15 protein-coding genes are annotated in these 18,168 nt (G+C 68.0%); 5 read left to right on the forward strand and 10 right to left on the reverse strand.

The features are described 5' to 3' along the window. Window positions 1-25: 25 nt before the first annotated feature. Window positions 26-1,120 carry a catalase family protein gene (locus ACWFRF_RS18900; protein ID WP_452451230.1) on the reverse strand — a complete coding sequence of 365 codons (1,095 nt, stop codon included), beginning with the start codon at window positions 1,118-1,120 and terminating at the stop codon, window positions 26-28. Continuing rightward, window positions 1,117-2,904: a peroxidase family protein gene (locus ACWFRF_RS18905; RefSeq protein WP_452451232.1), complete on the reverse strand. Its 1,788-nt coding sequence runs from the start codon at window positions 2,902-2,904 to the stop codon at window positions 1,117-1,119. The genes ACWFRF_RS18900 and ACWFRF_RS18905 overlap by 4 nt, the downstream gene beginning before the upstream one ends. Window positions 2,905-3,198: 294 nt before the next feature. Here ACWFRF_RS18905 and ACWFRF_RS18910 point away from each other — a divergent pair, with 294 nt between their 5' ends. Then, window positions 3,199-3,951, forward strand: coding sequence for a hypothetical protein (locus tag ACWFRF_RS18910; protein ID WP_452451234.1), 753 nt, complete (start codon window positions 3,199-3,201; stop codon window positions 3,949-3,951). Window positions 3,952-4,104: 153 nt separating this feature from the next. On the opposite strand, the gene ACWFRF_RS18915 is transcribed toward ACWFRF_RS18910, so the two are convergent. The 3 genes from ACWFRF_RS18915 to legP all read right to left on the reverse strand — a co-directional run bounded on the left by ACWFRF_RS18915 (window position 4,105) and on the right by legP (window position 7,713). Further along, window positions 4,105-4,503 carry a hypothetical protein gene (locus ACWFRF_RS18915; RefSeq protein WP_379312136.1) on the reverse strand — a complete coding sequence of 133 codons (399 nt, stop codon included), beginning with the start codon at window positions 4,501-4,503 and terminating at the stop codon, window positions 4,105-4,107. A 336-nt stretch (window positions 4,504-4,839) separates the two neighbouring features. Then, window positions 4,840-6,816, reverse strand: a complete 1,977-nt coding sequence (locus ACWFRF_RS18920; protein ID WP_452451236.1) for a trypsin-like serine peptidase — start codon at window positions 6,814-6,816, stop codon at window positions 4,840-4,842. A gap of 111 nt (window positions 6,817-6,927) precedes the next feature. Next, window positions 6,928-7,713: a Dot/Icm T4SS effector Zinc-dependent metalloprotease LegP gene (gene legP / locus ACWFRF_RS18925; protein ID WP_378990073.1), complete on the reverse strand. Its 786-nt coding sequence runs from the start codon at window positions 7,711-7,713 to the stop codon at window positions 6,928-6,930. Between the two features lie 328 nt (window positions 7,714-8,041). Here legP and ACWFRF_RS18930 point away from each other — a divergent pair, with 328 nt between their 5' ends. Then, complete coding sequence (locus tag ACWFRF_RS18930) at window positions 8,042-8,515, forward strand: hypothetical protein (RefSeq protein ID WP_452451238.1); 474 nt, start codon at window positions 8,042-8,044, stop codon at window positions 8,513-8,515. A 193-nt stretch (window positions 8,516-8,708) separates the two neighbouring features. Here ACWFRF_RS18930 and ACWFRF_RS18935 read toward each other — a convergent pair whose 3' ends face one another. The 4 genes from ACWFRF_RS18935 to ACWFRF_RS18950 form a co-directional block, all read right to left on the reverse strand. After that, a complete protein-coding gene (locus ACWFRF_RS18935; protein ID WP_452451240.1) occupies window positions 8,709-9,914 on the reverse strand; it encodes a glycoside hydrolase family 76 protein in 1,206 nt (401 codons plus the stop codon). Between the two features lie 114 nt (window positions 9,915-10,028). Then, window positions 10,029-10,697 (reverse strand): TetR family transcriptional regulator, encoded by a 669-nt coding sequence (locus ACWFRF_RS18940; protein WP_379312141.1) that lies wholly within the window; start codon window positions 10,695-10,697, stop codon window positions 10,029-10,031. A 49-nt stretch (window positions 10,698-10,746) separates the two neighbouring features. Continuing rightward, window positions 10,747-12,342, reverse strand: coding sequence for a GMC oxidoreductase (locus tag ACWFRF_RS18945; RefSeq protein ID WP_452451242.1), 1,596 nt, complete (start codon window positions 12,340-12,342; stop codon window positions 10,747-10,749). Window positions 12,343-12,356: 14 nt separating this feature from the next. Further along, window positions 12,357-13,658, reverse strand: a complete 1,302-nt coding sequence (locus ACWFRF_RS18950; protein ID WP_449963414.1) for a lipase family protein — start codon at window positions 13,656-13,658, stop codon at window positions 12,357-12,359. Between the two features lie 285 nt (window positions 13,659-13,943). On the opposite strand from ACWFRF_RS18950, the gene ACWFRF_RS18955 reads away from it, so the two are divergent. After that, complete coding sequence (locus ACWFRF_RS18955; RefSeq protein WP_452451244.1) at window positions 13,944-14,975, forward strand: peroxiredoxin family protein; 1,032 nt, start codon at window positions 13,944-13,946, stop codon at window positions 14,973-14,975. 174 nt (window positions 14,976-15,149) lie between these two features. Continuing rightward, window positions 15,150-15,500 (forward strand): BP74-related protein, encoded by a 351-nt coding sequence (locus tag ACWFRF_RS18960; protein WP_378990083.1) that lies wholly within the window; start codon window positions 15,150-15,152, stop codon window positions 15,498-15,500. A gap of 62 nt (window positions 15,501-15,562) precedes the next feature. Here the strand turns inward: ACWFRF_RS18960 and ACWFRF_RS18965 are convergent, their stop codons facing one another. Further along, on the reverse strand, window positions 15,563-17,038 hold the full coding sequence (locus tag ACWFRF_RS18965) for an MFS transporter (protein ID WP_378990084.1): 1,476 nt from the start codon (window positions 17,036-17,038) through the stop codon (window positions 15,563-15,565). Window positions 17,039-17,382: 344 nt separating this feature from the next. Here ACWFRF_RS18965 and ACWFRF_RS18970 point away from each other — a divergent pair, with 344 nt between their 5' ends. Continuing rightward, window positions 17,383-18,162, forward strand: a complete 780-nt coding sequence (locus tag ACWFRF_RS18970; RefSeq protein WP_379314266.1) for an oxidoreductase — start codon at window positions 17,383-17,385, stop codon at window positions 18,160-18,162. Window positions 18,163-18,168 lie beyond the last annotated feature (6 nt).

The following is an 18,168-nucleotide window of genomic DNA, read 5'->3' on the forward strand; positions in this document are numbered from 1 at the left end:
GGCGCATGGGCGGGTGCCGCGATGGTCACGGCGGGAGCTCGGTGGCGTCACGGGGCTCGAGCCGCGGCGCGTTGTTGACGTCGTGGCGGTAGTTGCTCGAGGCCTCGTACACACGCTTCTTGAGCCGGTTGATCGAGCCGAGCGGCCGGTGCGCGTCCAGGCCACGCCAGGAGTTGAACGAGAGCACGTCGTCACCGTAGGCACGCCGCTGGGGGGTGTACGGATCCTGCACGTCGAAGCGGATGGTCGCCACGGTGCGGTGCGGTGAGTCGTCTTCGGGCCATGGCACAGTCGCGTCCTCGATCGGCATGGTGGCGGTATCGGTGCACAGTTGCGCGCGCAGTTCGTAGGTGGCGCTGTGCGCGGCGAAGAAGTCGACGATCAGGTCCTGATGGGCATTGACTCCCGCGTCGGGGTCGACCGGTTGCCCTTGCAGTGCCACGACTTCCGGTGACACCGGCACGTAGAGCAGCTTGGCCACATAGTCGCCGTAGCGCAGCGGCGCCGAGGAGTAGAAGGTCTCGCCGAGGATGTGGGTGTTGGGTGCGACGAAGACACCGAGATTCGGTGGCACACTGCGCCCGATCCGGCGCAGCACGTGCGTGTTCAGCGCGGCAACGAGGTCGCTGCCCGCGCGCAGGGCGGCGTCGGGCAGCCGGGCCAGCACCCACGCGGTCGGCATGCCCTTGGTGAGGTAGGCGTGCGCGTCGGCGAAGAGGAACTCGCGGTGGGTGACCATGATGAAGTCCTGCGTGCTCGCCTCGTCGTCGGGCAGCGCGCGCGGTCCGTGTACCCCGAGCACCTTGATCCCGAGTCCGCGGACGCCGCGTAGCTGATCGCTGCGGATCACCCCGGAGGTGCTCGACAACCGCGCGATCACCGGATAGGTGCCCGGGGTGGCGAACATGCCCTGGGCCAGTTCGGGTGGCAGGCCAGCGGGCACCGTCAGTTCGCCGCGCAGGATGCCGTGACTCTTGGCATGGGCGTCGCGCAAACCTCGCTTGTACTTACGGTAGGCGCGTTCATTGTTGTCGCGCAGGACCGCGATGATCTTGTCGATGATCTGTTCTTCGTCGGGCCGCGGTTGTTCCAGGTCCTCGCGGTAGCTCACATAGCTCATCGTGGGCTCCTCCACGGGGCGAACGGATTCGCGACGCCCTCCAGCGCGGGCGCGAGGGTCGGGAAATGGCGCAGCAGCACGCTGCGCATCGTGTTGTCACGCACCCAGGCCAAGCCCGCCTCGGTGTAGACCTCGGGCCGGAAGTCGGTGGTGAAGAACCGGTCCGCCGACAGCCGCCGCGACGCCATCAGCACGAACACGCGAAAGGCGGTGTCGCTGAAGCCGAAACCGGGCGGCTTGGGTTCGGCGTAGAGGCCGATCATCAGGTCGACATCGTCCACGTCGCCGTAGACCTGTTCGAGTTCGCGTGCCCACCGCGGGTCATCGGTGAGTTCGTCGAACGAGGTGACCGGCGGTAGGCGCAGGTGCCGCCGGAACTCGTTGTAGCGCGGCACACCTCGCTCGCGGACCCGCAGGATGTCGACGGTCGCGAGATCGAGCAGCGGTTGGCCCGGACGCTCCAGCTGTTGGAGGTGAACGGGGTAGTTGTGCAGCGTCAACGCGCCGGGGTTGGCTCGGCCGAAGGAGTAGAGCAGCGTGTCCATCGCCGTCTCGGCGAGCCGTTCGCGGATGTGGGCGACGCCGAGGTCGGGCAGCGGGTGCTCGGCCAGCACGGTGTCGTCGGTCAGGCTGCGGACGACGAGCGCGTCGGGGATCAGCGGATGCATGCGGTAGACCGAGACGAACTCCTCGGTGAGCGAGTACGGCACTCCGCTGTCGTCGCGCGCGGAACCCGGTATGCCGCACAGCACTTCGTTGCCGATGAAGTGGCCGAAGCGCCGCGAAACCCGCTCTCCCAGCACGCCGAACCAGTTCGCGCGCATGGCCGCCACGGTGGTGGGATGGGCGATCACGGCCGGTGTCCAGTCGACAGTGTGGATCTTCGCGATCAACGCGGAGTTGACCAGCCGGGCGGTGTCGTAGAGCTGCTGGTCGTTCATGTCGGGGTAGCGCCGGGTGAGGCGAGCACAGATCGCGTTGTGTTCGCGCAGGAACAGAGAGTGCAGCAGGGCCAGGCCCACCCAGGCGTTGGCCGCCGAGGGATCGAGTGCCACCAGCCGCTCGGCGTCCAGCGGCGGGAGTCCGAGTTCGTCGATCACGAGCTGGCCGTGCTTTCCCGAGCGCAGGGAAGCGGCGAATTCCGCTGTCTTGCCATAGATCTGAGAGGCATCCCACCAGTGGGTCTCGCCGGTGACGTAGGTCGGCGCGGCGCCCGGGTCAGGGGCGGGCACCGTCACCGTGCGCGGGATCGCCATCGGGGGGTGCGGCCACGGATCATCGTCGTCCAGGGTGACGACGAAGGGGTCCTGTTCGGCGGGGTCGTGCACGAACCAGTCGTGCACCTCGAACTGGATCCAGGCCGCAGCCAGCAGATTCAGGGTGGTAGCCGGCTGGAATCGGTCGCGCGTGAGCAGCTGCCTGCTGATCGTGCGCGGGTTGGGTTCCATGATCCGCGCGGGATCCTCGGGGTAGGTGCGATCGAGTGGGATATTGCGGCCGAATCGGCAGCCGATCGAACCCGCGCGCGGGTCGTCGGGGCTGTTGTAGGTGCCCTCGACGGTGCGCGCGTTACGGTGTTCGCCGGCGTCGTCCGGGGGCAGCGGTCCGGCCGGGTGCGGGCCGGTGTCGAAGAGGTTGCGCGCCCGCAGTCTGCTGCGCAGGCCGACCAGCACGGCCAACCCCAACGGGGTCGGTAGCCGGAACCAGCCGACCCGCCGGTCGAGCGCCTCCGCGGCGGTGACCAATGCGCGAGTGACCAGTGTTTGCTGCTGTGCGTCGACCATCGAGAACCTCCACGGAATGGCGCGTGCTCGCCGCCTACCGGACCGATCGAATCCAGTCTCCGGCGCCTGGTCAGGCCTGTCACGAGTAGTCCACTACGCGCGGGCACGCGCACGCGGGCACCGTGGCGCCGATCCGGCGCTGCTGTGGTCGATGGTCCTCGCTCGACCCGGACGCGCGACCTGATCGGGTAGCGCACTACGCGCGCGCCGCGGCCCGTCGATGGGCGAATCTGGCTTCCAGGGAGCCCGCGCACCGCGGGCAATACCCGTCACAGCGACAGAAAGGGGGCCCGGGTGATCACGCCGATCGAGATCAAAGTGAACCTCGACGGGGATGTCGCGGGCGCACTGCGCCGGCTCCGATGTCCCGATACCGCCGCGGTCTACCGCGACATCTGGTTCGCCGAGCCGCTGCACCCGGGTACCGCGGGGGCGCCCACGCTGCTGTCGAGCCGCATCGTCATCCGGTTGCGCAGCGGCGCGGAGGAAGACGATCTCACCGTCAAACTGCGACCGTGCGTGCCCTCCCAGCTGGCGGGCCGCTGGGGGGCGCCCTTCACCGAGCCGGGTGTGCGGTACCGCATCGAAAGCGACTGGTCGGCCGATCGGCGGATGCTGTCGGCCTCGGCGATCAGCTCCCGGCCTGCCGGTTCGCTGCGCGCGGCCGTGGCCCGGGGTGTCGATGTCACCGGCGCGCTCCACTCGGCTCAGCGCCAGTTCCTGGTCAGCTGCACGCCCCCCGGCGTCGCGGTCGACCACCTGCGCGCGATGGGACCGGTCGCTTCGGCACGGTGGACGGGGGTGCCGGTGGGGACACTGCGCGCCGATGTCGAACGGTGGAGCACCACCGGACTCGATCTGGTCGAGCTGTCGCTGAAAGTCACACCGCAACAGGGCGATTCGCCCGTCGATCTGCACCTGCGCGCGCTCGACGCCCGGCGCGAACTCGAAGCCGCCCTGCGTACGCTCGGCCTGACGATCGCGTCGGGTGATACCAAAACCGAGCAGGTGCTCACCGCACTGGCGGCGGCGCACCGGCTCGGGTAACGCTCGGCAGGGGGTCGATGACCGGTCCTGATCGACGTCGTCGGCGACGCGGACCTGCCCTGCGACTGCCACGGTGCCGGATGGCCTGGATCGACCACGCTGTCGATCGGAGCCCGGCGTCCGGCGGACCCGTGACACTGCCATCGCGGCGGCTCAATTGGCGATGATGAAGTTGAACAGCACCCTGATATTGCTGTTCCACCCCACGTGATATCGCACTGTCATGGTGCCGTCGGCGTGCGGAACCACATTCAGGACCTGGGTGGTGGCAGGTCCGAGGAACGGGATGTTGTTCGTGTCGATCTCGGTCAGACTCACCGAGACCTGACTATCTGCCCGCACGTCGGCGTTCGGGAATCCGAATACCCAGGCACCTGTTCCATGGGTGCGCAGGATCTTCTGTGCCCAGAAAATTGATGTGATATAGGTCTGGTCGATCGCCCGAACGTCGGCTTCTTCGGCGCCGTAGCCGGTTTTCGCCGACTCGAACACCTCCTCTTCGGTATCCGCGCTCGCTGCCACGACCGCGTCTTCCGTATCCGTCTCCAACATTTCGGCGCCCTTTCTCGGCGGAAAAACTGTCTGGAGCTATCGTCGCGCGCGGGCGCGCGGGCGCGAATGCGTAATCCACTACCCGAATACGCGCGGATGCGGCGACGGTTGTGTCGCACATTCGAGTAGTCCGCCACGCAATCGAGTTCGACACGGCCGAAGGAGGATCGAGAAGGACCGATTTCTCGGAGGAACGGCAGTGAGCGGATATTCCTTATCTGTTCACGATCAACGCGGGCGCCGATTTTCTCGATCAGCGCCCGTTCACGCCGTAGCGCCGAGGGTGCGGGCCCACCTACCTGTGTCGAGTGATTGTCGTGCGAATCGTGGTGTGGCTCAGGCGGACAGCGTGTGTCCGATCGTGGCCGCCACCGCGGCATGGGCGAGGTATTCGGCGATGTCGTGCGCCCGCTCCTTGGGGTTCTCGACCGGGAGGTCGCGCAGATCCGACCCCCAGGCCTGACGCAGCGGGCAGCCGATGGCGATCGGATCGCCGGCGTACCAGGTGTTGAGCCATTCACCGACCCGCTCGGGCCTGCTCGGCCCGCCCGTCAGCAGCTTGCGGTACACCCCGTCCATCCCGAGCGGGCTGCCCGCCGTCACCAGCAGGCGCACGTTCAGTTCGCGGGGCAGCTGGGTGAGCAGATCCATCGCGACCACCGTGCCGAGACTGTGGCTGACCAGGATCAGTTCGCCCTCGGTGGGCGCATCGATGAGCACCGTGTCCAGCACACTCTTGCGGACCCGCTCGTCGTCGAGATAGGCGGCGACGTCTTTGAAGATGGCGCCGATGAGCGCGGAATCGAGGCCGCTGCGGGCGGCGATCCAGCTGAGCTGGTCGTGCAACCGCCCCAGCACCACCGCACCGAACCCGCCGAAGAGTTCGCGCGCTTGCGGGTCGGTGGGCAGGTCACCGGCGTCCGGCATCCCGGCCCGGCGCGCGGCCTCGGCGACCAGGCTCTCGTAGAGTGCCGGACCGGAGTCGACGGCCTCGCGGGTGTCCATGCTCTCCACGAGCTGGTCACCGTAGAAGGGGAAGTACACATCGGCGGGGTCGATGGGGCTCAGGCCGGCGAGGGTGAGTCCCTTGTTCAAACCCGCTGTCCAGTTGCGGCGCAATTCGACGGGGTCGCGGCCCTGTTGTCCGCGTCCGTGCAGGAACAGCACGCTGCGTCGACCACCGAACGCGCTCGACCGACCACGCAGGCCACGCACCAGGCTTTCGGCGGCCGACCCCCGTGGCGGCACCGGCAGTGCGCTAGCGGCCTCGCTCGGTGCGACCGCCGCGAGCCCGAGTTCGTCGAGCAGGGCGCGCTGGGCCGGATCGAACTGCCGCGATCCGAGATCGTGCAACAGCACGCTCACCCGAACGCCCTCGTTGGCGATCCAGTCGATCGCGTCGTCGCCGTCCCCGGACTGCCACAGTTTGCCGTCCTTGCGCAGCACCCGGCCTTGGTCGTCCTTCTTCGGGACTCCGGCGTGATGCAGCGCCACGATCTCCCACTGATCGTTGAAGACCGGCGAGCCCGAATTCCCCGGTTCGGTGTCGGAGGCGTAGTGCAGGAAGTCGTCGAGTTGCAGGTCGAGGCGGTTGTGCCGGATCGAGATCTCCTTGAGCCGGCCCGAGGGGTGCCCGACGACGTTCATCGCCTCACCGATCACGATCTTGCCGGGCTTGGCGATCAGCGGATTCCAGCCGAATGTGGCGCCGGGCGCCACGCCGTCGGGCCCCGCCGCCACACGCACCACGGTGTAGTCGAGGTGTTTGTCGGTCACGAAGAAGTCGTCGGGCGCCAGGCGATAGCGCACGGTGGGGTTCGGGACGTTGTCGATGTCGACCTCGGCCCGGAACTCGATCACCACCGACTCGGCCGCCCCCCGCGTCGGCAGCACATGATTGTTGGTGAGCAGCAGTTGCGGCGACACCATCGAACCGGTACCCATCGGCACCTCACGACCGTTGTCGGCCAACGAGATGCGCGCCACCGCCGCGGCGGCGCGAGCACCGCGGGTCAGGAAGTTCGCGGCCTGCAACTCGTTGGCGAAGCCGATGACCCGCTCGAGCGAGCGGATGCTGTCGACCGGATCCTGCCTGCCGAGTTCGATCACCGCCTGCGCGGGGACTTCGCCGGTGACGAGCAGCCGGTCGGCGCGGGCGAGAATCTGTTCCTTGGTGTCGACGACATCGGACTCGGTCACCGCCCGCAGGCGCGTCACCTCATCGCGTTGCGCCTCGGTGTCGTCGAATCGCTGCGATGCGGCATCCATCTGTTCGTGCCACGCGGTGGTACGAGCTTCGCTCTCGGTATCCATGGGTCACCTCGCCCGGAGAATGTGTGCTGGGGTATTCAGCGTGGGCGCGTGCGCGGTGCCGATCACGAGTAGTGGACCACTCGACTTCACCGCGCGGGCACCTGCGCGATGTCACGGATAGATCGTGTGGGCGGCGTTCACATCGCCGGCCGACAACGCGGAGCGCTGGCCCATCGTCACGCCGGGCGGCACGGGCACACGCGCGAGGATCGTCGCCTGCCCAGTGGTGCTGAACGCCGTCGCGGGGTAGTGCATGATCGAGCCGAAGTCGTAGCCGCCGACGTCGTCACCGTCGGTGATGTGCTGATCGAAGTTGTGCCGGTGCGCCGGGTCGACCCGGTCGAGCCGCACCGCGATGAAGTTGCCCCGGTCCTCTCTGCTCTGCTCGTGCCAGAGTCCGAGCGCGTGCCCCATCTCGTGGACCACGGTGCCCACGGGCGCGGAAGCGGCGAGTTCGATCGTCTGCCGTCCGCCCCGCCGCCCGACCGGCGACCGGCTCGACGTGCTGGGCACGAACCGTACGAAGTCGCCGTGGGCGCCGGTGCGCGGGACGAACCGGATCCTGGTGCGTGCGTTCCAGTGTGCGACCGCGTCGAAGACCCGCTGCGGTGCAGGCAGGGCCGGGTCGACCTCGAAGGGGACCACGGCATTCGGCCAGCGGAACACCGCACCGGAGACCACCACGCCTTCCTGTCTACGGCGGGCATCGATCTCCTCGACGGTGCCGAGCACGATGTCGCCCTCGAAGATCGCGAGGTCGTCGACCGCGGCGTAGCGCAGTTCGCGTACCCCGTGCGCGACACTGCCGATCAGCGCGGAGCCCGCCTCCGGGCCGGAATGGAATTCGCCGGTGTCGTCGGTGTCGACGGCCGATCGAAGGGTGTCGTCGATGATCATGGCGGTCGTGCTTCCTGTGTCGGCGTCGACAACGGCGGGATCCGTCGCCTCTGCTGGAAAGCGTGGCCCGCCGGCCTGCCGGCGCGCGTGAGTAGCGCGCTACCCGATCACGCGCGGGCGCGATCGGGTCACCTCCCCGCAACCGATCAGCCAGGCAACGAGCTCATCGGCCTCGGGTCCCACACGGTCACGGGGTCGGACCCGGCCGGTGGAGTGGTCGGACCTGCTGACACGCGTGCGGCCCGCGGCCCCGCACTGACTACGCTGACAACAGCCCGCATACGCAGGTAGGCGAGGCACGTGTACCGACCCTCGAGGAGAACTACCCATGTGGCCGTCCGACTGGCCTTCGTCAGCCCGCGCGATCGCGACCGCCGTAGAGGCCGCCGTCAGCGCGGCGAGGGCAGCCGACGAACCCCGATTCAGCGCGACCACCGCGGATCTGTCCGAACTCCCCGCCGACCAGGTCACCTCGGTGCTGGCGGGGATCGTTCGCGACCTGCTCGAGATCGCGCATCCGGACGGTCTCACCGGCGACGATGTGCGCGCCGTGCTGGAATCGGTGGTACGCCGATCGGCGACGTGGCTGCCCCTACTCGACGCCGCCGCGGTCTTCAGCGCGCTCGCCGGGGCGCTCGGGATCGACGAGTCGGCCGAAACCGACCGGGAGTGGACGAACCCCCAACCCGCGGCGGTACTCCTGATCGAGTACCTCGCCGATTTCGCCCGGACACCGCCGGATCACGCTGTTCAGCGCGCGATCAACGAGATCGCCAGGGCCGAAACCGTCGAAATGCCCTGAGCCGCTTCACGCCTCGTCGAGCAGCCGCCGGATCTCGGCGCACAGGGCGGCTGCCACACGATCGGCGGGCAGGGGCGGCAGACCCGCTTCGAGCAGAGCGTCCGTGACATTGAGCCGGACGGCCGGCTCGGCGACGGCGGTGCGCGAATACCGTTCCAGCAGTTGCCCCTTCTCGCCGGGTGAATGAGGCCGGTCAGTGGCCCGCCGCGGTGAGCCGGTAGTCCGCTTCGAGCAGCATCCACGCGCTCAGCTGCACCGAGAGGTCCCGGCTCAGGTTCGCCGACGATGCGGCGGACGCGTCCGCGAGCTGGAGAAAGGTCCCCGGATGCTCGGGCACCGCGACCGGGCGGGTCCAGTCCGCGCCGAACAGCGGCAACCCGTTCACCTCGGCACGGTTTTCCCAAGCCGCCCGGGCGGAGGCGTGCACGATATTCGCCGCGGTCGTGTTGTTCAGCGACAGTGCGGCTTCGGCGAGAAAACGCGCGAGGATTCCCATGAAGAGCCCGGAATCGTTTCCGGCGGCGGCGACGATCACCCCCCTGGCGGTGAGTCGCTGCTCGACCGCGGCGATCACGGCGGCAGCACGTTGACGATGAACCGATTCGCCTGTGCGCAGCGCCAATTCGGCCTCCAGCCCGATGGTCACACCCTGGCAGTAGGTGTGCACGGTGCGGTCCACCTGCCCGCCGGGCTCGTGGACCCCATCGTGGATCAGGCCGCTGGCGGTGTCACGCAATCGCGTGTGCAGGAAATCGGCCAGTTGGCCGGCGCGGTCGAGTTCACCGAGGCGCGCCAGCGCGATGCCGGTCGGGCCGATCGCGGGCGTGTTGTAGAAGTCGTCGCCGTTGCGCCATGGCACCGCACCCACAGCCGGGTTCCATCCTTCGAGCAGGGCGCCCCGCAGATTCCCGATCGCGTCGCCGAAACGGACGTCGAGCAGTCGCTCGGCACGCTCGAGGGCGATTGCCAACCACCCCATGTCGTCGTAGTAGCGGTTGGTCCAACCGGTGATGTTGCGGGCGCGGATACCGCGTGCGAGGGCGACGACCCGATCAACGCGGTCGGGAGTGCTGGTTCGGTGCGCGGCGTCGATCGCGCAGTCGAGCAGGTGTGCTTGCCACCAGTAACACCATCGCCCGAGCAAGGACCTTTCGGTCAGGTCCGCAGGCCACGCGAGCACTCCCAGCCGATAGTCGGGCAAACCGAGCAGCGAGTGCACATGCCGCTGCACGATCGCCTGTTCGGCCAGGTCGGCGCGCTCTCCCGGACCGCTGTCGACCGAGCACTTCCGCGTGATCGTGCCCGCCTGTGTCGGCTGTGCCACCGCGGTCAGCGCGATCGCCGCCCCCGCAGCGCACAGCACGCTGCGCCGACTGAACTCGTGGTTCAGGCGATCCATTCGCTCGGACTCCTCCTACTGGGCATCGGCGTCGGTGCCGAACCCTCAGAGTCCCGTGTCGCGATTGCCAAAGCTTGAACTGCTCCGGTGCGGCGTGAAAACGTTTCACACCGGTTACGGCTCGTCGGCCTCGGTGCCCGGGGAGTAGGGCGAGCTGAAACCGGGCACCCACTCGAACGGAGTCGCCCCCGCACCGGCGGTCCGCTCGGCGGCCGCGGCGAACGGAGCGTTGTTCTGAGTCAGCCGGCCGATGGCGCGTTCGAGTGCGGGCAGGATCTCGGTGATCGCCAGATCACCGTGCGCGAAACGTCCCAGCAGCGCATAGACCATGTTGGTCAGCACGAGGGCGAGATCGGCCGCGTAGTCCTCGTCGAGGCTGGCGAACATCGTGCTCACCGCGGGCAACACCGCGGCGAAACCCTGCGCGTCGAGTCGCTGCCCACCCGGACCGGAGCGTGCGTGGTAGTAGGCGGCGAGCATCCGTGGGTGACGCTCCCACGGCTCGAACACGTAGCGGGTCACCCGCTTCAACACATCGGCGAGCGATTCGTCGGCTCGCGGCGGGTCGAGTTCGGTGTAGGTGTTCGTGGCCATCCACTGCGCGACCGCGGCGAGCACGAGTTCGTCGCGGGTGGGGTACAGCTTGTAGACCGTGGTCAGCGACACCTGGGCGACGCGGGCCACCCGGCGCAGCTGAACCGCGTCATACCCCTCCGATTCGAGCAACGACAGGGTGGTTTCGGTGATCTTGCGCGCGGGATCACCTTCGCCCTTTCTAGCCACCACGTCACAGTAGTCCATCGTCTCGTCGCGCCACCGAGGCGATTCGATCTCAGATGCGCGTCCCCACATCCGCGGCGACGAGGTTGTCCAAGGCCCGCTCCGCGACCGCCGCGATCGTCATCGACGGATTGCACGCGGCGGCGTTACCCGGCAACAGCGCACCGTCGAGCACGTAGAGCCCCGGCTGGTCATAGACGCGGCCGTCCAGGTCGCACACCGAGCCCATGCTCGCCCCACCCAGCGGATGCCAGGTCGAGGGAAACAGCGAGTTGGTGTCCAGCAACATCCCGGTCGAACCCGCGATGCGGCGCACGGCGGGGTCGATGTGGTTGTTCTGGATGGTCCGGTCGCCGTCGTGGGGCCAGTGCAGAATCGCGTCGTCGCGGGCGGCGTCGTAGGTGAACGACCCGCGACTGTCACTGACGCCGTAGCCGACGAGCATCGTGCTGCCCGGATCCACCGACATCGGCGGGATGGAGGCCTGGATCACGGTGTGCGCAGCCTGCGGATCATCCCAGTTCTTACTGCCGTAGACCACCGGACCACCTTGTGCCGCACCGAAGTTCGCGGCGGGTTCCGACCAGACATAGATGCGATCGGCGTTGGTGCCCCAGTTCTGGCCGAGCCCGTCGGGCAGGTCGGGAATCAGGCCCTTGGCACCGGCTCGCACGAGCAACCGGGTGGTGTTGAGACTGCCCGCCGCCAGGATCACCGATCCCGCGGTGAGTACCTTGTTCTCGACCACGACACCCGCGGTGTCGAGACGCTGCACGTGCACGGTCCAGCGACCGTCGCGGGCGCGTTCGAGATCGGTCACCTCGTGCAGGGTCTGCACCTGGCACCGGCCGGTCGCTTCGGCGGCGGCGATGTAGGTGACGTCGACAGAGTGCTTGCCGCCGTTGTTGACCCCCATCGCACCGTCACCGTTGGTGTAGGAGGGTTTCATCTCCCCGCGCAGCTCGGCCAGCGCGAAGTTCCAGTCGATGGGCATCGGGATCTTCGACAGCGGCATCCCGGCCCCGCGTACTCGATCCGCGAAGACCCTTGCGGCCCGGTAGTTGTCGGCGGCGATCAGCTCGTCGGGAGCTTCGGCCAGCCCGAGCATCCGTGCCACTCGCGGATAGTGCACCCGATCCATCGTCGCCCAGTCCAGCTCTTCGGGAAAGTGCGCGTTGAACACCGCCTCGGCGGGCTGCAGTGACATGCCCTGGTAGACCAGCGATCCGCCACCGACACCGGCGGCGCACAGCGCGGTCATGTTCACCCCGGGCACCGCCTCCACCAACCCGGCGTACGGGTCGAACACGAGCGGTCGCCCGAACAGGTTCGGGCTCGATCGGTACCACAGCAATCGCTTGTCCGGGGCGGACGCGCGCGGGAAGGTTTCGGCGTTCGGACCGCTGGGCCACCGCTGACCTCGCTCCAGAACCGTCACCGTGACACCTGCTTGCGCCAACCGCAGCGCGCTGACGCCGCCACCGAACCCCGACCCGATCACCACCACCCGATGGTCCTCGTAGGTCAGCGGAACATTGTTGGACCGCAACGCGATCGGAGTCGGCGTGCCCGTGGGGCGGGCACCGAGAAGTAGCCCACTCGCCGTTGCCGCGGCAACCAGCATCGAGCGGCGCGAAATGGCTTTCACACACAGATCCTTGTTCAGTCGATGCTGCAGCCGGAGACCGGCTTGTCCGCAAGACGATCGAGTAGATAGGTGAACGCGTTGTCGGGCCCGAAGCCGTCGATGATCTCCGGCCCGAAGTGATTCGGGATGGTGGTTCCGGGCAGGATCGGCGGGAGCTCGTTCGTGCGGAAGGTGACCGTGGCGCCCTTGCCGCACCAGTCTTCGGCGAGCCGTCGGGCCTGTCCGTACGGGACGGTGTCGTCGTTGCGGCCACTGGTGATCAGGACCGGTGTGGCCGGAGTGGAGTTACCGATGCGCAGCTCCGCCAATACCGGCGTGGCTTCGGGCAATTCGGCGAGATGGGCGGACAGCGGCCGGCCGTCGTTGGTCAGCGACTCGGTTTTGAGGAAGGGGTGGTACGTGATCACGTCGGCGATGCAGGAGTCGCTCAGCGTCTCGAGCATCGCGCGCCCGGCCGGGCTGGTGACCCGGTCCACCGCACGCTGCAGCTCGGGATAGCGCGCGAGCATGCCGTTGACGGCGAACCCGATCGCTCCGCCGATCAGCGCACCGTCGATCTTCTCCAGGATCGCGGTGAGGTCGGCGACCGGTCCCCCTGCCCAGGTGCCTTTGAGATTCAGTTCCGGTGCGTAGCTCGGCTGCATCTCCGCGGCGGCCGCGGTGGCGCCACCGCCCTGGGAATAGCCCCAGAGCACGACCGGCGTCTCCGGTCCGACACCGCCCAGATTGTTGGCCGCGCGCACACCGTCGAGAATCGCGTGCCCGCTCTCGAACCGGTTGGCGTAGGTGTGGATGCCGGGTGTGCCGAGGCCGACGTAGTCGGTCACCAGCACCCGCGCACCCAGGCCGCTCCACACCACCGACGACGGTAGCTCCTGGTTCGCCGAGATCCCCAACGGCTGGGTGGACACCGCCATCCCGGTCGAGAACGCCACCGACATCGCGCACCGGTCCGCCTGACCCGACGTGCCGGGGCCGATGACCACCGTCGGACGCGGTCCCGGACCCTGCCACGGACCGGTCGGCTCGAGGTAGGTCCCGCTCACTGCTACCGGGGACCCGTCCTGCAATCGCGACGTGTACATCACGTGCTGCGCCTTGCCCGGCCATCCCTGCTCGGTGGGCGGGGTCACGAACAAGGTCATCGGCGCAGTCTTGATGATCGCGCCCGGTTCCTGCGGAATCCGGTCCGGCGGTGTGTAGAACGCGCTGACGGGCTCGGCCGAGACCCGCCCCGCCTGGGTCACCACACCCGTCGCCGCCATCGCGCCGGCCAAGACCATGACCGCGACGACGCGCCCGGCATGCGGCCACATCCGTCGAAGATCCTGTCGCTTCATCGAGAACCTCTCAGTCGTCATCACCGGCCGGCGTCGTCGCCGCAGTGATCCAAGTCGCCGGAACAGCAGATCATGATGCCTGTCACACCAGCGCCGACAGAGAGTAACACGGTTACTGGTCGGTACGAACACCCGCCCCGACCCGGCACCCCGTCGCGGCGACAACCACGCGAATCGCCGTGGTAACCGAAGCACTCGCGTGGTGAAAGCTGTTCCCGCGAATCATCTTTCAGACCGCTTCGGCTGTGGGATGGTGCCGGAATGCTGATCGAATACGGAGTGTGGGGTTCGCGATTGGTACTGGCCGGGGCTTTCGGGCTGTCGACATGGGGGAAGTTGGCGGACGGGCCCGCGACACGGAAGGCGGTGGTCGATTTCGGGACAGACATCAGGTGGGCTCCCGCGGTGGCGATCGGGTTACCGGTAGCCGAGGGCTCGGTGGCCGCGGGATTGCTGCTGCCATGGACGGCGGGGATCGCGGCCGCGGTGTCCGCACTGCTGCTCGCCGGGTTCACCGCGGCGATCGTGCGATTGCTGCTGCGCGGCGAGCACCCGAGCTGCTCCTGTTTCGGCGCGGCGAGTTCGGCGCCCATCGGGCCCGCGACGCTGGTGCGTAACGGGCTGCTGCTGGCGCTGGCCGCACTGGTCACGGTCGGTGCGATCCGGTATCCGCAGGTCCCTGCCGTATTGCCCGTCGAGGCCTGCGTGGGGCTCGCGCTGATCGTAGCGCTGGCGGTCGTGCTGACCTGGACGCTCGGGGAGTTGCGCGCCCTTCGTCGCCGGGTCGACGAACAGGCCCTGTCGACCCTCGGTGCCGAGGGCCTGCCGGTCGGCGCGGTAGCACCGGAGTTCGAGCTACTGGCCGCCGAGGGCGGGCGGATCGATCTGGCGTCGTTGCTCGCGCAGGGAAAGGCGGTCCTGCTCGTGTTCGTCCATCCGGGGTGCGAAATGTGCGCGGCGCTGGCCCGAGAGTTGCCGCGTTGGCAGTCGCGCGTGCGGGATACGTTGACAGTCGTACTGGTCGGCAACGGCGATCTTGCCGAACATGCCGCCTGGGGGCGCGCGCAGGAGGTGGGTGACATCCCGGTCCTGGTGCAACAGGGCAATGAGACCGCTCTCCGCTATCGGGTCCGGGGAACGCCGTCGGCGGTACTGATCGGCGCGGACGGGCGGGTCGCGGGTGCGGTCGCCCGGGGTGCCATCGCGGTGCGCGAGTTGATCACCACGGCGAAGACGGAGGCGGGGCGGCGATCACCCCGTCGAGACGAGCTCGCCTCAGGGACGCGCCGATAGGCGCTCCCCTATTGCCCCGTTTCACACACAGAAACCGACCGATTCCCTAAACCTGTTGTTTCCCAACAGTTTTCATTCGCAATGCGCTCATGTTGCCGCGACTCCGCCGATACACTCGACCTCGCAACACGCTCGACTCCCGCTAGCCGAACACATCGACCAAGGGGAAATGTCATGGCGCTCTTTGCATTCACCGACTACAGCGGAAAAGAATTCATTTTCCAGCTGAACAACGAACAACGGATCGCGGAGGCGCGCCGGATCCTGTCCGGCGACGAGACGATGTCCATCCATGTCATGGGCCGGATCCGCAAGACCGCGCAGAGCTACAACCCCGGGTGGAGTTTCCACCTCGATCCCGACACCATCACGTTCTTCACCATGGCCATCGAGGTGTGCGACTCCAGCATTGTCTACACCGAGGATCACCTCGACGAAGCGTGTGGAGCATTCCTGCCTGGCTGCTTCTGGTGTCCGTGGTCGTCGCGACTGACTCGTGAAGTGACCGCTTCGGTCAGCGCCTGACACCGATTCCGGCCGACGCGGTGCGCGTCGGCCGGAATCCTGCGAACCCGAACCGCAATTCGCTAGGTGACATCCGCACGGTGCCGAGCCGCGTCGACCGCGGTGAATGCCGCCGCGGCGAGGATCATCACCGCCGAAACGAGCAGAGCCACGTCGAGTCCGTGATGGAATGCCGCCTTGCCGGCATTGAGCACCTCGGAAACCTTCGACAGGTATTTCAGATACGGGCCGATATCGACGCCCTCGGGGATCTTCCCGAGTTCCACGGCTTGAATGGCGTCGGGCTGGAGCGAGGTCGGCAGACCCAGCTCGTTCATGCGCGCCTTCAGGTCCGAGGACAGGAACCCGCTCACCAGCGCACCGAGCACGGCCACACCGAACGCCGAACCGACCTGGCGCATCGTATTGGTCACCGCGGCAGCCATTCCCGAGTGTTCCGCCGGAACTCCCGACATCACCGCGGACGTCAACGGCACCACCGCGATCCCGAAGCCGAAGCCCGCCACCGCCATCGCGGCCGACAGCGAAGGATCGTGGATCTCACCGGACAGCATATGGCGGGTCAGCAAGATCCCGCCCGCGCCGACCACACAGCCGAGGATCATCGGTGTGCGCGCACCTCGCCGCGCCACCCAGAACCCCGCGACCAGCGAGCCGATCACGATCATGGCGGCCATCGGCGCGAACACCGTGGCCGTACGCGCACCCGAGTACGACTGCATCACTTGCAGATACAGCGCGGTGAAGAAGAAGATCGAGAAGATGCCGAAGTAGACGGCGAAAGCGACGATCAGTGCACTACGCACTGCCGGAAAGCGCAGGTAGTGCAAGTTGAGCATAGGTGCGCGCGCCCGTGTTTCGACGGCGATGAACCCGGCGAACGCGAGCCCGCCGAGCACGAAGAACGCGAGCACCGACGGCGAGGTGTAGCCGCGATCCTGACCGGAGATCGCGGCATAGATCACCGATCCGAAAGCCGTCGCGCCGAGCAGAGCGCCTGCCCAGTCGATCGGCTCGGGGCTCGGGTCTGCGCTCTCCGGGACCGACCACAGTGCGACGACGAGCGCCACCGCCGCGATCACCAGGTTGAACCAGAAGATCGAGCGCCACCCGTACGCATGGACCAGCACGCCGCCCAACACCGGTCCCGCGGCCAACGCCAGCCCCGACACCGCCGCCCACACCCCGATCGCCTTCGCGCGCGTGCGGTCGTCCGGGAAGACATGCCGAAGCACCGACAGTGTGCCCGGCTCCGACGCCGCCGCACCGAGTCCCATGATCGCGCGACCGGCGACGAGCACCGCGACACTGCTCGCCAGTGCCGATACCACCGACCCGGCACAGAAGATCACCAGGCCGACGATCATCACCCGCTTGCGACCCCAGCGGTCCCCGAGCGACCCACCGGCGAGCATCAGCCCGGCGAACACGACGGTGTAGGCGTTGACCACCCACTGCAGCGCGGTCACGTCCGCGCTCAGATCATGGCGAATATCCCCCAGCGCCACGCTGACGACGGTGGTGTCGAGAAAGGTCACAAATACCACTACAGCGACTGCGGTCAGAGCGACACGCGGTCGCGCCGTCCCGCCCGGCGCATTGCCCATCGGTCTCACGGGCACAGGGTACTGGCGGGTTCAGCCAGACGCCAGACGGCCACCGGCCGACGACATCAGCGGGACGCGCACCGGCGGAAGAGCCGGGCCGGCATAGGAATTCCCTATGCCACCTGCTGACATTTCGTCTTTGCCGCGCACTGTTTTCCGGGCATACCGTGAAACAGCTCGACGAGGAACGCACCGCGATTTCATCGAGGTTTCGCGCGCCGCACATGTCGATTCCCTGCCCGTCGGGCGAATACGCAATCGAAAGGACCGCTGGCATGACCACGATCGAGAATGTTTCGCACACGCGAGAACTCGCCGGAAAACGAGCTCTGGTCACGGGCGGTTCCCGCGGAATCGGGGCGGCCGTCGTGCGCCAGCTGCTGGACGCGGGCGCCGAGGTGCTCACCACCGCCAGATCGGCGGCGAACACCATCCCGGACGGGTCCACCTTCGTGACCGCCGACGTGCGCACGCAGGCTGGGGCACAGGCGCTCGCCGCCGCCGCGCACGACGTGCTCGGCGGGGTGGACATCCTCGTACACAACGCCGGTGGCGCGCGCCCGCACGCGAGCGCTTCGGCGATCCCCGACGCGGAATGGCAGGACGCGCTCGACTTGAACTTGCTCGCCTCGGTGCGGCTGGACTCGCTGCTGGTGCCAGGGATGCGGGAACGGCGGTCTGGCGCGATCGTGCACGTCTCCTCGGCCGCGGTTCCCACCGCGGCACCGCAGTTCCTGCACTACGTGGCCGCGAAGGCCGCACTGCAGACCTACAGCCGGGGACTCGCCTTGGACCTGGCCTCCGCCGGAATTCGGGTCAACACCGTGTCGCCGGGCAAAACCGCCACCCCCGGCGGTGAGGAGACCCGGGAGTTGTGGGCACGGATGGACGCGACACTGGGCGACACGGTCACCGCGACCAGCACGACGCCGCTGGGGCGCGACGGTCGCCCCGGCGACATCGCCGACGCGGTGCTGTTCCTCGTCTCCGACCGGGCGAGCTGGCTCACCGGAACCAATCTGTTCGTCGACGGAGGCGAATTCCCCCGGGGCTGAAGCCGG

It is taken from the genome of Nocardia sp. NPDC055165, from assembly GCF_053606985.1.

Coding starts and splice junctions, on each gene's coding strand:
- ACWFRF_RS18915 (WP_379312136.1), bottom strand. CDS start 4,503: ATGTTGGAGACGGATACGGAAGACGCGGTCGTGGCAGCGAGCGCGGAT.
- ACWFRF_RS18970 (WP_379314266.1), top strand. CDS start 17,383: ATGACCACGATCGAGAATGTTTCGCACACGCGAGAACTCGCCGGAAAA.
- ACWFRF_RS18930 (WP_452451238.1), top strand. CDS start 8,042: ATGTGGCCGTCCGACTGGCCTTCGTCAGCCCGCGCGATCGCGACCGCC.
- ACWFRF_RS18960 (WP_378990083.1), top strand. CDS start 15,150: ATGGCGCTCTTTGCATTCACCGACTACAGCGGAAAAGAATTCATTTTC.
- ACWFRF_RS18935 (WP_452451240.1), bottom strand. CDS start 9,914: ATGGATCGCCTGAACCACGAGTTCAGTCGGCGCAGCGTGCTGTGCGCT.
- ACWFRF_RS18920 (WP_452451236.1), bottom strand. CDS start 6,816: ATGGATACCGAGAGCGAAGCTCGTACCACCGCGTGGCACGAACAGATG.
- legP (WP_378990073.1), bottom strand. CDS start 7,713: ATGATCATCGACGACACCCTTCGATCGGCCGTCGACACCGACGACACC.
- ACWFRF_RS18950 (WP_449963414.1), bottom strand. CDS start 13,658: ATGTGGCCGCATGCCGGGCGCGTCGTCGCGGTCATGGTCTTGGCCGGC.
- ACWFRF_RS18905 (WP_452451232.1), bottom strand. CDS start 2,904: ATGGTCGACGCACAGCAGCAAACACTGGTCACTCGCGCATTGGTCACC.
- ACWFRF_RS18900 (WP_452451230.1), bottom strand. CDS start 1,120: ATGAGCTATGTGAGCTACCGCGAGGACCTGGAACAACCGCGGCCCGAC.
- ACWFRF_RS18955 (WP_452451244.1), top strand. CDS start 13,944: ATGCTGATCGAATACGGAGTGTGGGGTTCGCGATTGGTACTGGCCGGG.